Origin of the sequence: Mycobacterium sp. 012931 (assembly GCF_000419295.1) — a bacterium.
Lineage (GTDB): Bacteria > Actinomycetota > Actinomycetes > Mycobacteriales > Mycobacteriaceae > Mycobacterium > Mycobacterium marinum.
On record NZ_AOPX01000001.1, the window covers coordinates 1,004,333 to 1,018,360 of the forward strand.

The 14,028-nt window shown below is 66.0% G+C and carries 12 protein-coding genes and 1 pseudogene; 10 read left to right on the forward strand and 3 right to left on the reverse strand.

Going from position 1 to position 14,028, the window contains the following annotated elements; translation table 11 throughout:
• Window positions 1–117: 117 nt before the first annotated feature.
• On the forward strand, window positions 118–1,833 hold the full coding sequence (locus tag MMSP_RS29290) for a PE family protein (RefSeq protein ID WP_020785648.1): 1,716 nt from the start codon (window positions 118–120) through the stop codon (window positions 1,831–1,833).
• Window positions 1,834–1,878: 45 nt separating this feature from the next.
• On the opposite strand, the gene MMSP_RS04460 is transcribed toward MMSP_RS29290, so the two are convergent.
• A complete protein-coding gene (locus MMSP_RS04460) occupies window positions 1,879–2,691 on the reverse strand; it encodes an SDR family oxidoreductase (protein WP_036426166.1) in 813 nt (270 codons plus the stop codon).
• 116 nt (window positions 2,692–2,807) lie between these two features.
• Here MMSP_RS04460 and MMSP_RS04465 point away from each other — a divergent pair, with 116 nt between their 5' ends.
• Window positions 2,808–3,407 (forward strand): bifunctional 2-polyprenyl-6-hydroxyphenol methylase/3-demethylubiquinol 3-O-methyltransferase UbiG, encoded by a 600-nt coding sequence (locus MMSP_RS04465; RefSeq protein WP_020785650.1) that lies wholly within the window; start codon window positions 2,808–2,810, stop codon window positions 3,405–3,407.
• Window positions 3,408–3,464: 57 nt separating this feature from the next.
• Here MMSP_RS04465 and MMSP_RS04470 read toward each other — a convergent pair whose 3' ends face one another.
• Window positions 3,465–4,265 (reverse strand): enoyl-CoA hydratase/isomerase family protein, encoded by an 801-nt coding sequence (locus tag MMSP_RS04470; RefSeq protein ID WP_020785651.1) that lies wholly within the window; start codon window positions 4,263–4,265, stop codon window positions 3,465–3,467.
• 305 nt (window positions 4,266–4,570) lie between these two features.
• On the opposite strand from MMSP_RS04470, the gene MMSP_RS04475 reads away from it, so the two are divergent.
• Window positions 4,571–5,341: a DUF2127 domain-containing protein gene (locus MMSP_RS04475; RefSeq protein ID WP_036427086.1), complete on the forward strand. Its 771-nt coding sequence runs from the start codon at window positions 4,571–4,573 to the stop codon at window positions 5,339–5,341.
• A 24-nt stretch (window positions 5,342–5,365) separates the two neighbouring features.
• On the opposite strand, the gene MMSP_RS04480 is transcribed toward MMSP_RS04475, so the two are convergent.
• The gene (locus MMSP_RS04480; protein ID WP_020785653.1) at window positions 5,366–5,980 is read right to left on the reverse strand and encodes a PaaI family thioesterase; all 615 of its coding nucleotides are present in this window, start codon (window positions 5,978–5,980) and stop codon (window positions 5,366–5,368) included.
• A 69-nt stretch (window positions 5,981–6,049) separates the two neighbouring features.
• On the opposite strand from MMSP_RS04480, the gene MMSP_RS04485 reads away from it, so the two are divergent.
• The 7 genes and pseudogenes from MMSP_RS04485 to MMSP_RS04515 all read left to right on the forward strand — a co-directional run bounded on the left by MMSP_RS04485 (window position 6,050) and on the right by MMSP_RS04515 (window position 14,014).
• On the forward strand, window positions 6,050–6,910 hold the full coding sequence (locus MMSP_RS04485; RefSeq protein WP_020785654.1) for an SDR family oxidoreductase: 861 nt from the start codon (window positions 6,050–6,052) through the stop codon (window positions 6,908–6,910).
• 45 nt (window positions 6,911–6,955) lie between these two features.
• On the forward strand, window positions 6,956–7,585 hold the full coding sequence (locus tag MMSP_RS04490) for a TetR/AcrR family transcriptional regulator (RefSeq protein ID WP_020785655.1): 630 nt from the start codon (window positions 6,956–6,958) through the stop codon (window positions 7,583–7,585).
• Window positions 7,582–8,406, forward strand: a pseudogene (locus tag MMSP_RS04495) (hypothetical protein). The gene MMSP_RS04490 and the pseudogene MMSP_RS04495 overlap by 4 nt, the downstream one beginning before the upstream one ends.
• A 110-nt stretch (window positions 8,407–8,516) precedes the next feature.
• Window positions 8,517–9,272 (forward strand): 5'-methylthioadenosine/adenosylhomocysteine nucleosidase, encoded by a 756-nt coding sequence (locus MMSP_RS04500; RefSeq protein WP_020785657.1) that lies wholly within the window; start codon window positions 8,517–8,519, stop codon window positions 9,270–9,272.
• Between the two features lie 357 nt (window positions 9,273–9,629).
• Window positions 9,630–10,115, forward strand: a complete 486-nt coding sequence (locus MMSP_RS04505; RefSeq protein ID WP_011742353.1) for an SRPBCC family protein — start codon at window positions 9,630–9,632, stop codon at window positions 10,113–10,115.
• Window positions 10,116–10,216: 101 nt separating this feature from the next.
• Complete coding sequence (locus MMSP_RS04510; protein WP_012392248.1) at window positions 10,217–11,020, forward strand: SDR family oxidoreductase; 804 nt, start codon at window positions 10,217–10,219, stop codon at window positions 11,018–11,020.
• Window positions 11,021–11,170: 150 nt separating this feature from the next.
• Window positions 11,171–14,014 (forward strand): RND family transporter, encoded by a 2,844-nt coding sequence (locus MMSP_RS04515; RefSeq protein ID WP_051153763.1) that lies wholly within the window; start codon window positions 11,171–11,173, stop codon window positions 14,012–14,014.
• Window positions 14,015–14,028: the final 14 nt, after the last annotated feature.

The following is a 14,028-nucleotide window of genomic DNA, read 5'->3' on the forward strand; positions in this document are numbered from 1 at the left end:
CAACTCAGCACAACCTTGCCACCAAGTGGCTTCGCAATCTCGTCCTGAAAGCCAGGCCGTCTCTTACAATCAATCGATTGATTATATGACCGGTCGTCCCGTGGCGGAAGGACATCGATGTCGCATCTGGTCGCGATCCCCGACCTGCTCGCCAGTGCCGCGGCCGATCTGGCGGGCGTTGGCTCGTCGGTGTGTGCGGCCAACGTGGCGGCCGCCGGCTCCACCACCGCACTGCTGGCGGCCGCCGGTGATGAGGTCTCGGCGGCCATCGCAACGCTGCTTTCCGGCCAGGGGCGGCAGTACCAGGCGATCAGCGTTCAGGTGGCCGCCTTTCACGCTCGATTCGTGCAGGCGTTGGGTGGCGCCGGGGGTGCGTATGGTGCCGCCGAGCAGGCCGGCATTTCGCCGCTACAGCTCGTCGAGCGGGACCTGCTGGGCGTGATCAATGTGCCTAGCCAGGCGCTAACGGGCCGCCAACTCATTGGCGATGGTGCCGATGGTGCGCCGGGCACCGGCCGCGACGGCGGCCCCGGCGGATTGTTGTACGGCAATGGCGGCGACGGCGGGTCCGGCGCCGCCGGTCAGGTCGGCGGCAACGGCGGTAATGCGGGGTTGATCGGCACCGGTGGGGCGGGCGGGCAGGGCGGTTCGGGGGTGAGCACGACGTTGGCGCAGGCGGGCGGCCGCGGCGGATCTGGCGGACTGTTGTTCGGTAACGGCGGGTTGGGCGGGCAGGGCGGTTCCGGTGGAACCAGCGGAACCGGCGGCCCGGGCGGCCCGGGTGGCTCGGCCCAATGGATCGGTGACGGGGGAAACGGGGGCAGCGGCGGGTCGGGCGTCGACCCCGGGGCCGGCGGCGCCGCCGGCAACGGCGGCCGGCTCTACGGCCACGCCGGTTCCGATGGTGCCCAGGGCGCGCATGTCGGTGCGCCGGGTGACCCCGGGAATCCGCCGGACCCGGGCTCTGGGGCCGGCCAGAACGCGGTTGACGCGGCCGCCGGGAGAGACCTGGTGGCGTCCAACGCCGGACCCATTACGAATGCCTCACTCGACGAGATATCCGGCATCGAGTCCGGCGTCGCCAACCCGAACATCTATTGGGTGCACAACGATTCCGGGGATACGGCGCGGGTATTCGCCATCGATGCCAAGAGCGGGGCCACGCTGGGCACCTACACGCTCAGCGGTGCGAAGGCATCCGACTGGGAGGACATCGCGATCGGTCCCGGACCGGTGCCGGGCCAGTCCTACCTCTACCTGGGCGACATTGGCGATAATGGGCTCTCCCGCAGCGCAATAGCCGTCTATCGGGTACCGGAGCCGATAGTCACCGGCACCGCCGCCAACCCCGTCACCACCACGCTGACCGGTGTGGACACGCTCAATCTCAAATATCCCGACGGCCCACACAACGCGGAGGCGCTCATGGTGGACCCGCGCACGGGACGCATGCTCATCATTGACAAGACCTCGAGCGGCAATCCCGCGATCTATTCGGCGCCCACTGGACTGGCTAGCGGCAGCACCACCACCCTGCAGGACGTGGGCACGCTGGCATTGCCGAGCGGCTCTAGCTACTTGGTGACCGGGGCCGATGTATCGCCGGACGGAACGCAACTGGCCGTGCGCACCTATGGCCACGTCTACTTGTGGAATCGTGATCCTTCCCAAGACATTTGGATGGCGTTGGCGCAGCCGGCGGTTGCCGGCCCGACACCGGATGAGTCGCAGGGCGAAGCGATAACCTTTCACCCGGACGGCAACGGCTACGTGACCGTGAGTGAGGGGACAAACCAGAACCTGCACAACTTCGATGCGCCATCCACGGTCTAGCATCCAGATGACGGTCTGACCGGTTGCCCGGTCTGGCTCGTGCGGCTAGCCGTTCGCCCTGATGGCGGCGACGACACCGCCGTCGACCAGGAGATCCGCCCCGGTGATGAATGTTGCCTCGGGGCCCAGCAGGAAGGCCGCCGCTGCGGCGATGTCGTCGGGGGTTCCGATTCGACCGGTCCCGGACATGGCGATCATCGCCCGCATCCCATCGCCGACCGGGGAGGCGAGTTCCTGCTGTCCCATGGGTGTCGAGATGATGCCGGGGCTGATCGAATTGACTCGTGCCTCCCGCTGCCCCCATTGTCGGCTTGCCGCACGGACCCGAATGCTATTGGCCTGCTTAGCGAACGGATAGGCGAAGGCCGGCTCCACGATGCTGCCGACGAAGTCCAGTTCGAGCAACTGTCCGGGCGGGCGGTGGGCGAGCTCGTGTTCTTGTTCGGCGCTGGGCGGCGGCAACAGATGGCCCGCCATGCTGGCAATGATCACACCCGCGCCCCCTGGGGCGATCACCGCGCCGAACTCCTGCAGCACCAGCGCAACGCCGACTAGGTCGACGGCCAGGATTGCCTGCGCTGACGCTTGCGCCGGAGACAACCCCGCGGTGTGCGCCAATTGTGTGACGGCACCGAGGGTGGCGGCGTACTGGGCGAGATCGTGAACCGACTCCGCGGCGCAGACATCCACGCCGCGGCTCCTGACGTCATGTCCCTCCGCGGCAAGGGATTTGGCTACCGATGCCAACGTGTCGGCGTTATTGTCGGCCAACAGCACCGTCTTGCCCGAGCCGAGCCGCCGGGCGATCGCCTGCCCCATGCCGCCGACCCCGATCACGGTCAGAACGTTCCGGCTCACAGCTACCCCATCTTCTTCGGCCCCGCCGACCTACTCCCCGAACCCGCGCGAACTGGCAACGCGGCCCGGGCCGCCCCAATGGCCAACAATAGGGCGGCTGAGGCTACCTTCGACAGGTGCCGGCGGGACAACCGTGGAACATCAACATTCATTACGACGCGTTGTTGGCTGCCACCGTCGCGCCGGGTACCCAAACCGCTCTCGACGTCGGGTGCGGGGACGGCTTCCTGTCGGCCCGGCTGGTTGACCGGGTACCCGATGTCACCGCTTTGGACGTCGACGCGGACGTGCTGCGACGCGCAGAACACCGATTCGCCGACACCTCCATCCGGTGGGTGCACGGCGACGTCATGACCGGCGAGCTACCGCATCGCGGCTTCGACGCGGTGCTCGCCAGCGCGTCGTTGCACCACATCGAGGACACCCGTGGGGCATTGATCCGGCTTGCGGAGCTGGTGTTGCCCGGCGGAACGCTGGCGGTGGTGACCTTTGTCAGACCGTCCCCGCGAAACGTCCTGTGGCACCTCACCGCGTGGCTGGCTACTGGCGTCGCCAATCGAGTCAGACGGAAATGGGACCACACCGCCGCCATCAAATGGCCACCGCCGGTGACGTTTTCACAGTTGCGCGAATTGGTTCGGGAACTGCTGCCCGGGGCCCGAGTGCGGCGCTTGCTCTATGGGCGGGTGCTGATCACCTGGCAGGCGCCCGGCTGACCGCCCGAGCTCACGGCGACGGTGCTGGCCCGCGTGAGCAGCGCAACGGCTTCGGACTCACCGAGGCCGTTTGGGTCGGTTGAACACCGGCGGGCGCTTCTCGAGAAAAGCCATCATCCCCTCGCGGGCATCATCGGAACTCAAGGTTGCGTAGATGGCCCGTCGCTCCGCGGCGAGTAGATCGTCCAAAGTCCGGTGCTCGCAGTCATGAAAGGCTCCCAGCATGGCCCGCACGGCAAGAGCGGGTTGCCCCGCTAACTCCAGGGCGAGCTGCGTTGCTCGGTCCTTCAGCTCGTCGAGTGGCCACACCTCATCGACGAGACCGATGGCATGTGCCTGCGGCCCGGTCACGGTCTTGGCCCGCAAGACCATGCCGAGGGCATGCTGGCGCCCCACGGTCTTGGCCAACCGAGCCGAGCCTCCCCAGGCAGGAGTCGAACCCAGGTGCAACTCCGGCAGCCCGATCGACGCCCCTTCCTCGGCGGCGAGGCGGAAGGTGCAGCCCAGTGGGAGTTCGAGGCCGGCTCCCAGGCAGTGGCCGAACAGCGTGGCGACGGAAGGCTTGCCCATGTTCTCGATGCGCTGGATGAGATCGAGGCGTCGATCGAAGAACGCGTCGACGCTGCCCGCCGCCTGGATGCCGGTTGGCAGTTCCTTGAGGTTCATCCCGACGGAGAAGTTCTCCAGACCGTCCGCGGTGATGACGAAGGCCCGGATCTCGTCGTCGGCGGCAATGTCGTCTACCACCTCGCTGAGCCGCTCAACGTAGGCCAGGCCTATCCGGTTCCGTGGCGCATCCGTGTTGGTGACGATAGCGACACCGCCGTCGAGCTTCTCGTACCGCAGGGGCTCATCCATAGTCGTCACGAGCCTACACCCGGTGGCCGGTGCGGCTGCCGATCTCGCCGCCCGCAGCTACCTCCGCGCGCGACCCACTTCCATATCGTGCGCTGTACCAACGGCATGGCAATGACGTTGCGGGCAAACGAGATCTGTGGAGACAAAGACGAGACGCGATGCCGAGCGGGTAGCGCAGGCCGTCTCGGAAATGTCTTGTCCATCTTTGCGTTCGGTCATGGCGTACTTCGAAGCTGGTCGGTGGCTAGGGAATGCCACTGCGCGCCCGCTTGCACGGTTCGCGCAACGCGTTGAATGATCGGCTCGTGACCAAGCGTGAAGATCATGGTGTGAATCGCTGGGAGCTGCTGGTCTGCTCGGTGACCGGTCATGCCACCTACGCACACGATGACCGGGCACTGGCGGACCGGCTCAGCGCCGACACCGAGTTGGGTGAAGTGTGGCGCTGTCTGCGCTGTGGTGACTTCACGCTCGGTGCGCCGCGTGGCCGCGGGCATCCGGAAGACGCGCCGTTGATCATGCGTGGCAAGGCGCTGCGTCAGGCCATCATCATTCGCACGTTGGCGGTCGAACGCCTGTTTCGGGCGATGGTGCTCGGGCTTGCGGCGTGGGCGGTATGGGAGTTTCGCGGCGCGCGGGGAGCCATTCAGACAACCCTTGATCGGGATTTGCCGATCTTTCGCGCCGCCGGGTTCAAGGTCGATCAGATGTTCGTCGTTCAGGAACTGGAAAAGGCGCTGGCCGCAAAGCCATCGACGCTCGCGTTGATCACCTTCATGCTCGCCGCCTACGCCGTCCTGCAGGTGGTCGAGGGGGTGCGCCTGTGGCTGCTCAAACGCTGGGGCGAGTACTTCGCGGTGGTGGCAACCTCGGTCTTCCTGCCGCTGGAGATCCACGACCTGGCCAGGGGGATCACCATGACCCGGGTGGTCACCTTCAGCATCAATGTGGCCGCCGTGCTCTACCTGCTGATCTCCAAGCGGCTGTTCGGTCTGCGCGGTGGGCGCAAGGCCTATGACGAGGAACTGCATGGTGAGCAGCTGCTGGACCTGGAGCGCGCCGCCATGGTGACATGACGGACCGGCTCGGCGCGGCGACGCTCAGGCCCGGATCTGCTTGGACTGGATGAATATCCCCTCGGCGTCCACCGTTATGCCGCTTTCGTCGGCGATGTGGCCGACCGAGAACGTCTTGACCCCTTCGATACGTTCAACGCGGCCCTCGGCGCGTAGCGGCCGTCCGAGCACGGTGCCGCGCCGGTAGCGCAAGGTCAGCGTCCCGGTATAGGCGGGGCGGCGCGGCAGATGGGCCGTCGCGCCCAGCACATGATCGAGGATCATCGAGCACACGCCGCCGTGCACATGGCCTGGCGGCCCCTCGTAAGCCGCGCCCAAGGTGAACTCCGACCACACCAGTCCGTCGGGTTCGTGATGGATCGACAACGGTGGTGCGACCGGGTTGCGCACACCCACCACAACATTGCCCCACGCGACGGCCTCACCCTCCGGAGTCAGCTGGACGCCGAACCCTCCCGGGTGCAGCGCGTCACTCAATTCCTCGGCAGCACTGTCGATTTTGGCCATGGAAGCGGTGACCGTCGCCGGATCCGCCTGGGTGCGGATGCTGACGTCGATGAGGCGACGGATCGATGCGGTCAGCGGCCCGTAGACCGACTCGAGCCGGTCGAAATCGGTGCCAGGCCATTCGTCGGACATCCTCGCAACCTAACAGCGCTGCGGGCCGGCGAGCAGGCATACTGCGCTCAGCAACGAACGGAGGTCGGTATGGGGACCTATGCGATCACGGGATCGGCGTCTGGGATGGGAAATGCGACCGCGAGTCGGCTTCGGGAAGCGGGCCATCGGGTGATCGGCGTCGACCTCGATGGCGCCGACGTCGTCGCCGATCTGTCGACACAGCAGGGCCGGTTACGGGCCGCAAGCGACGTCATTGCGGCCTGTGACGGCAGGCTCGATGGCGCGGTACTGGCCGCGGGATTGGGGCCGAGTCCGGGCCCGGGCCGGCTGCATCGCATCGCCCAGGTCAATTACCTGGGTGTGGTGGAGCTATTGCAGGCGTGGCGGCCCGCTCTAGCTGCCGCCGAACGGGCCAAAGCAGTTGTGATCGCAAGTAATTCGATGACGACTGTTCCGATGGTGCCGCGGCGCAGCGTGCGGGCGCTGCTCGACCATGATGCCGACAAGGCGGTGCGCGCGGTGCGGTTGTTCGGTAGAGCCGCGCCTTCGCTGATGTATGCGGCGTCGAAAATCGCGGTGAGCCATTGGGTTCGGCGCCAGGCGGTGCTGCCGGAGTGGGCCGGATCGGGGGTGCGGCTCAACGCTCTGGCGCCCGGCGCGATCATGACGCCGCTGCTGGCCGAACAGCTGTCGGACCCGACTCAGGCCAAGGCCGTCCGGTCGTTCCCGATCCCGGTCGGTGGATTCGGCGAGGTCACCCACATGGCCGACTGGATATGTTTCATGCTCAGCGACTCTGCGGATTTCCTCTGCGGCAGTGTGGTGTTCGTGGATGGCGGTTCCGACGCGTACTTTCGCGCCGACGACTGGCCGAGGCCGGTCCCGGCCCGCCGGCTGCCCGGCTACCTGCTGAAGTTCCGGCGAGGCTCCCGCACCACAGTTCGCTGACATCCGTCATTGACAGGTGTCAGTTAATGCTCGTACGGTATCGGTGTGGGCTCGACCGCGTCGACTACCGCGCCGCACTCGCCGCAGCAAAAGGTGCGCGAGGCTCAGCGGCTGCGCAGCCGGGCGCGGGTATTCGATGCCGCGGTCGCCGAGATAGGTCGGCGCGGATTAGCCGGCGCGGATGTGGCGGCGATCGCCGCGGCGGCCGGGGTGGCACGGGGGACGTTCTACTTCCACTTCCCCACCAAGGAGCACGTCTTGGTGGAGTTGGAGCGCGCCGAGGAACTCGCCATTGTGGCAAAGCTGCGCGATCCAACCGCCGATTCCACCGACCTGGTATCGGTATTGAGTTCGCTGGCGCACCAGGTGGTTGCCGTCGAGCGACGGCTGGGCCCGCTTGTGTTCCGGGACATGCTCGGATTGCACTTTGCCCCAACCCGGCCGGTCGAGGACCAGCTGGGCGAACACCCGTTGGCCGAATTCGTCATTGAGACGATCGCGCAGGCGCAGCGGGCGGATCGGGTCCCACCGGATGCCGACGCGGGTGAGCTGGGGGTGATCTTCCTGACCGGTTTGTTCGCGTTGCTGGCCACCGGCGCGACGACGCCGGACGCGCGGACCGCGTTACTGAACCGCTTCGTAACGACCGTTGTTCACGGAATGGAGGCACGATGAGCAGTTCAGGTATCGAGGGCTACCGCGAATATCTGGCCCGACGCGACGGCGAGGCGGACCTGTTGCATCGCCGGCTTGCCACCCGGGAAGAGTTCTTTGCAGCGCTAGTAGCCGAGCCCATTCGCTCGGCGCGCCGCGTCGATCGGCAGGTGTTCCTGCGCAACCTGCGGCGGCGTCGACCCGAGCCGGGACTCGACCGGGCGATGTTGTTCTTGCTGGCCACCGCCAAGCTGAACCAGGCTGAGCGGTTTGGGGTGAACCTGGGCGAAACCTACGGAGTCAACAGCGGTGCCGACCTGCCGCCGGAGCGGGTCTACGTCGAACTCGAGGAGCACTATCACACTCGGCTGCTGGCGTACGTGCTGGACATGTTTGGTCTGCCGTTCCAGGTGATTGCGCCACCGTTGCTGGTGCGCCAGTTCGTCAAGATGAGCGTGTTCCTGCCGGATCGACTCGCATTCCCAATCGTGGGCGCGGGCGAGATGGCGGGTTGCATCATGTTCGACGAGCTGCGACGCGCCGGAGTCGAACTGTTCGCCGACGAACCGGCGGTGGCGGCCCGGATCGAGCGCCTCTACAGCGAGATACTCACCGACGAATTGGCCCACGTCGGCTACTGCGCGGCAAGCTGCAACGCCGCGGGCCGGGCCACGATGCGCCGGCTGTACCCCGTTGTCGGACGGTTCTTCGCTCGCTAGACCTACGAGATAAGTCTGCTCGTCGATGTGGCGAAGTTTCGGGCCCGCCTGGACCGGCCGTTCGACGTCGACGAGCTCGCCGCCGGCCTGACAAACGAAACCTTTGTAGCCGCGCTGCCCTGATAGACCGGCCGAGCCCGCTTTGGCCTGTCGCTACAATCGCGGTCAGGTTTTTGGGCCACCGGTGGAGTTGGCCGGCGATGGGAGATTGACTTGCAGGGCAACGGTTCACGGTGACGATAGGTGTTATCTGCGCGATCCCGCAGGAATTGGCCTATCTGCGCACCAATCTGGTCGCCACCGATCAACAGGAGATCGCCCAAATTTGTTTCTATGCCGGTCAACTGGGGGATCGGCGGGTGGTGCTGACCGCGGCCGGAATGGGCAAAGTAAACGCCGGCCTGGTCGCCACCCTGCTAGCGGACCGATTCGATTGTCACACCGTGATTTTCACCGGGGTCGCCGGAGGACTGGACCCGGCGTTGTCCATCGGCGACATCGTTATCGCCGATCGCGTGGTGCAGCATGATTGTGGGTTGCTCACCGATGACGGACTGCAGCCCTACCAGCCCGGCCACGTCCCGTTCATCAAACCCACCGAACAGCTGGGCTATCGGGTGGACCCGGAACTGCTGGATCGGGTCAAACACCGCCTCGAGGACTTCACCCTGCCAGCGCTGTCGGCCGCCGCCGGGGGCGGAGCCCGCCCACCGCGGATCAACTACGGAACCATCCTCACCGGCGACCAGTATCTGCATTCCGCGCGCACCCGGGACCAGCTCTACAACGACTTTGCCGGCATGGCCATCGAGATGGAAGGCGGTGCGCTGGCTCAAGTATGCGAGTCCTTTGCCATTCCCTGGCTGGTCATCCGCGCGCTCTCCGACCTCGCCGGCGCCGGTTCCGGGCTGGATTTCAATCGGTTCGTCGACGAGGTTTCGGTCAGCTCGGCCCGGATGTTGCTGCACCTGCTGTCGGTGGTGGACTGAACCATCCGCGGGTGCGGCTCGGCGCGGGTGGTGCCCGTCGCGACACATACCTGATGTACAGGAAACGCCGCGGCTCGTCGCAGTGACGTATATCTGGGCGCTCGCACATAAGAGGTCTGCCCGAAGGCAGATCCCCGTCTTCTGACGGTGGGTCAAGCAGGCCCTTGCGGGCCTCGCCCAAAAATGGGCTTACTGCACTTCGGACAGACCACCAGGTTGCCCTGGTAACAATCAGTATTTCAGCGAAACAACGGCTCGTCGATGGCCAAAGGTCCCCACCAGGATCGGCCCAAAGTCACCTCACCGATTGCCAGCCGCGGTACCCGCGCCGAGCCGGCGCAGTGTTTGGATGGGTAGGTGGTTGATACCGACGCCCCGCTGCCCGACCGCTCCGAACGTGTGGTGAGTGCCACCCGCGAAATTGCGGCCGGCGCGGCGCAAATATTCGAGCTGATCGCCGACCCGTCTCGCCAGCCCGACTGGGACGGCAACGACAATCTTGCCCACTGTGCCGCGGGACAACGGGTACACCGGGTCGGCGATGTCTTCCGCATGACGCTGACCCTGGGCAGCGTGCGCGAGAACCACATCGTCGAGTTCACCGAGGCCCGGTTGATCGCCTGGCGCCCATCAGAACTCGGAAAAACGCCGCCCGGTCATCTTTGGCGCTGGGAGCTCACCCCGATCAGCGGTACCCGCACCCTGGTCACCCACACATACGACTGGACGGAGCTGTCCGACCCGGCGCGGTTCCCCCGGGCGCGGGCCACCACCACCGTGCAGCTGCGCGCTTCGCTGGACCGCCTCGCGGGGCACGCCGAGGCCGCTGCGGCCGGCGACTGATCACCGGGCCACCACCGGGAACCCCGGCCGGCAAATGCCCCGAGTCGGCCCAGTTGCCGCGGCTTTCCCTATCCGGCCCAGTGGCCCGGTACGGTCACCCTATGGCTCTCCCACCACCAGGAAAAGACCGCGCCGCCATCGTCACCGGCGCCTCGTCGGGCATCGGCGAGGAATTCGCCCGGATCCTTTCCCAGCGTGGCTACCAGGTGGTGTTGGTGGCCCGCAGCGCCGACCGCCTCGAAGCCCTCGCGGGACGGTTGGGTTCGGATACCCACCCGCTGCCCGCCGATCTGTCTGTGCGCAGCGACCGCGCCGGCCTGGTCGACCGGGTGGCGGCGCTGGGCCTGGTGCCCGACATCCTGATCAACAACGCGGGGCTGTCGACGCTGGGTCCGGTGGCGAAATCGGTTCCCGAACAGGAACTCAACCTGGTCGAGGTCGATGTGGCCGCGGTGGTCGACCTGTGCAGCCGGTTTCTGCCGGCCATGGTCGAACGCGGGCGAGGCGCGGTGCTCAACGTGGCGTCGGTGGCCGGATTCGCCCCCCTGCCCGGGCAGGCGGCCTACGGTGCGGCCAAGGCGTTCGTGTTGTCCTACACCCACAGCCTGCGCGGCGAACTGCACGGCAGCGGAGTTTCGGTGACGGCGCTGAGCCCGGGACCGGTGGACACCAGCTTCGGCGACGTAGCCGGGTTCACCCAGCAGGAAACCGAGAGCTTGCCCAAGATCATGTGGAAGTCCGTCGATCAGGTGGCGCAGGCCGGCATCGACGGTTTGGCAGCCGGCAAGGCCGTCGTCGTCCCCGGTCTTGCCAACCGCATCTCGGCCGAACTGATCCGGGTAACGCCACCGGATTGGATGGGCTCGATCATGGCCCGCATCCACCCCGCCATGAAGCGCCAGTGAGCGCAGCGCAATGAGTTGTCCTCGAGTTGTGCTTCGGTAGCGTGCGGGCGGGGTGCCCACTTTCGATAGGGTGAAGACCGCGTGAGTACCACACAGTCAGTGCCCGGCCAGACCGGCACCACTGCGGCCGAACGGCCATTTGTCGCCAGGATGATCCGCACCCTCGCGGTGCCGATCATCCTGTTCTGGTTGGCGGTGGTGGTCCTGCTCAGCGTGTTCGTCCCATCACTGGAAGTGGTCGGACAAGAGCGTTCGGTGTCGCTGAGCCCCACCGACGCGCCGTCGGTCGTGGCCCTCAACCGCATCGGCCACGTCTTCAACGAAGGCGAAACCGACAGCGTGGCCATGATCATCCTGGAGGGCGACAAGCCCCTCGGCGACGATGCCCACAAGTTCTACGACGGGCTGATCCGCAAGCTGCGCGCCGACAAGAAGCATGTGCTGAGCATCCAGGACTTCTGGGGGGATCCGCTGACGGCGGCGGGCGCCCAGAGCAACGACGGCATGGCGGCCACTGTCCAGGTGCGCCTGGCCGGCAAGCAAGGTGAGCTGCTGGCCAACGAATCCGTCGAGGCGGTCCGCAAGATCGTTGACGCCACCCCGGCCCCACCCGGGGTGAAGGCCTACGTCACCGGTGGGCCGGCCATGGCCGCGGATCTACACAAGAGCGGCGACCGATCCATGGCCAAGATCACCCTGACCACGGTCGCGGTGATCCTGATCATGCTGCTGTTTGTCTATCGATCCCCCGTCACGGTGTTCTTGCTGCTCGTCACGGTGGGCCTGGAACTGACCGCGGCGCGCGGGGCCGTCGCGCTGCTCGGCCACAGCGGATTGATCGGGCTTTCCACCTTTGCGGTCAGCCTGCTCACGTCACTGGCGATCGCCGCCGGAACCGACTATGGGATATTCATCGTCGGTCGCTACCAGGAGGCCCGGCAGGCCGGTGAAGACCGCGAATCGGCCTTCTACACCATGTACCGCGGCACCGCCCATGTCATCCTGGGCTCCGGTCTGACCATCTCCGCGGCAACGTTTTGCCTGAGCTTCACCCGGATGCCCTATTTCCAGACGTTGGGCATCCCCTGTTCGGTGGGGATGCTGGTGGCCCTGCTCGTCGCATTGACGTTGGCGCCGGCCGTCCTTGTCGTCGGCGGCCGGTTCGGCGCGTTCGACCCCAAACGGGTGCTGCAGGTACGCGGCTGGCGGTGGGTCGGCACGGCCATCGTGCGCTGGCCGCTGCCCATTCTCGCCGTCACGTGCGCCGTCGCGCTGGTCGGTCTGATCACCCTGCCCGGCTACCGGCCCAGCTACAACGACCGGGCCTACCTGCCCAGCTTCATCCCCGCCAATCAGGGCCTCGCGGTCGCGGACCGCCACTTCTCCCAGGCGCGGATCAACCCGGAGATCCTGATGATCGAGTCGGATCACGACATGCGCAACCCCACCGACTTTCTGGTGCTGGACAAGCTGGCCAAGGGCATATTCCGGGTTCCGGGCATCTCCCGCGTGCAGGCCATCACCAGGCCTTCCGGAACAACCATGGATCACACCACCATCCCGTTTCGGCTCAGCATGCAAAACGCCGGTCAGGTGCAGTCGTTGCACTACCAGCGCGCGCGGATGAATGACCTACTGACCCAGGCCGACGAGATGGCCAAGACGATCGCGCTGACCAGGCGCATGTACGAACTGTCGTCGCAGCTGGCCGACAACACCCACCGGATGGTCGGCGACACCATCGAGATGCAGCAGATCACCAACGAACTGCGGGACAAACTCGCGGATTTCGACGACTTCTGGCGTCCGATCCGCAGTTACCTCTACTGGGAGAAGCACTGCTACGACATCCCGAACTGCTGGACATTCCGGTCTCTCTTCGACGCACTGGACGGTCTGGATCAGATCGACGAGAAACTCGACGTGATGGTCGGTGACCTCGAGAACGTGGACCGGCTGATGCCGCAGATGACCGAGACGTTCCCGCCGATGATCGAATCCATGGAACACATCCGGACCATGATGCTGACCATGCACAGCACCATGTCGGGCATGGTCGACCAGATGACCGAGCTCAGCGAGAACGCCAACGCGATGGGCAAGGCGTTCGATACCGCCAAGAACGACGACTCGTTCTATCTGCCGCCAGAAGTGTTCGAGAACGCGGACTTCAAACGTGCGATGGGAAGCTTCCTGTCGCCGGACGGGCACGCGGCTCGCTTCATCATCTTGCACCGCAGCGACCCCGCCTCGGCCAGCGGCATCGCCAGTATCGACAAGATCCGCACCGCGGCCGAGGAGTCACTCAAGGGGACTCCGTTGGAGAACGCCACCATCTACCTGGCCGGGGTGGGCGCCATCTTCAAGGACGTCTCCGAGGGCGCGAAATGGGATCTTCTGATTGCCGGAATCGCTTCGCTCTGCCTCATTTTCGTCATCATGCTGATCCTCACCCGCGCGCTGGTGGCTGCCGGCGTGATCGTGGGTACGGTCGCGATTTCACTTGGCGCCTCGTTCGGATTGTCGGTATTGCTGTGGCAACATATCATCGGCATGCCGTTGCACTGGCTGGTGATCGCGATGTCGGTCATCGTGCTGCTGGCCGTGGGGTCGGACTACAACCTGTTGCTGGTCTCCCGGTTCAAACAGGAAATCCCCGCCGGCATCAATACCGGCATCATCCGATCCATGGGCGGCACCGGCAAAGTCGTGACCAACGCCGGGCTGGTGTTCGCGTTCACCATGGCATCCATGGTGGTCAGTGACGTGCGGATGATCGGACAGGTGGGCACCACCATCGGTCTGGGGCTGCTGTTCGACACCTTGGTGGTGCGGGCGTTCATGACCCCGGCCATTGCTGCGCTGTTGGGTCGGTGGTTCTGGTGGCCGCTGCGGGTGCGCTCACGACCTGACCGCGGAGCCATCCAGCGAGCCGCCCAGAGCGACACCGAGCCGGCGCCGGTGGAGAGTGCCCCGGCCACCGCCGGGAGTTAGATCGCCGGGACTCG

Excerpts from the sequence above, each read along its gene's own strand:
- MMSP_RS29290 (WP_020785648.1), top strand. The coding sequence starts at position 118 with ATGTCGCATCTGGTCGCGATCCCCGACCTGCTCGCCAGTGCCGCGGCC.
- MMSP_RS04470 (WP_020785651.1), bottom strand. The coding sequence starts at position 4,265 with ATGGATGAGCCCCTGCGGTACGAGAAGCTCGACGGCGGTGTCGCTATC.
- MMSP_RS04480 (WP_020785653.1), bottom strand. The coding sequence starts at position 5,980 with ATGTCCGACGAATGGCCTGGCACCGATTTCGACCGGCTCGAGTCGGTC.
- MMSP_RS04485 (WP_020785654.1), top strand. The coding sequence starts at position 6,050 with ATGGGGACCTATGCGATCACGGGATCGGCGTCTGGGATGGGAAATGCG.
- MMSP_RS04510 (WP_012392248.1), top strand. The coding sequence starts at position 10,217 with ATGGCTCTCCCACCACCAGGAAAAGACCGCGCCGCCATCGTCACCGGC.
- MMSP_RS04515 (WP_051153763.1), top strand. The coding sequence starts at position 11,171 with ATGATCCGCACCCTCGCGGTGCCGATCATCCTGTTCTGGTTGGCGGTG.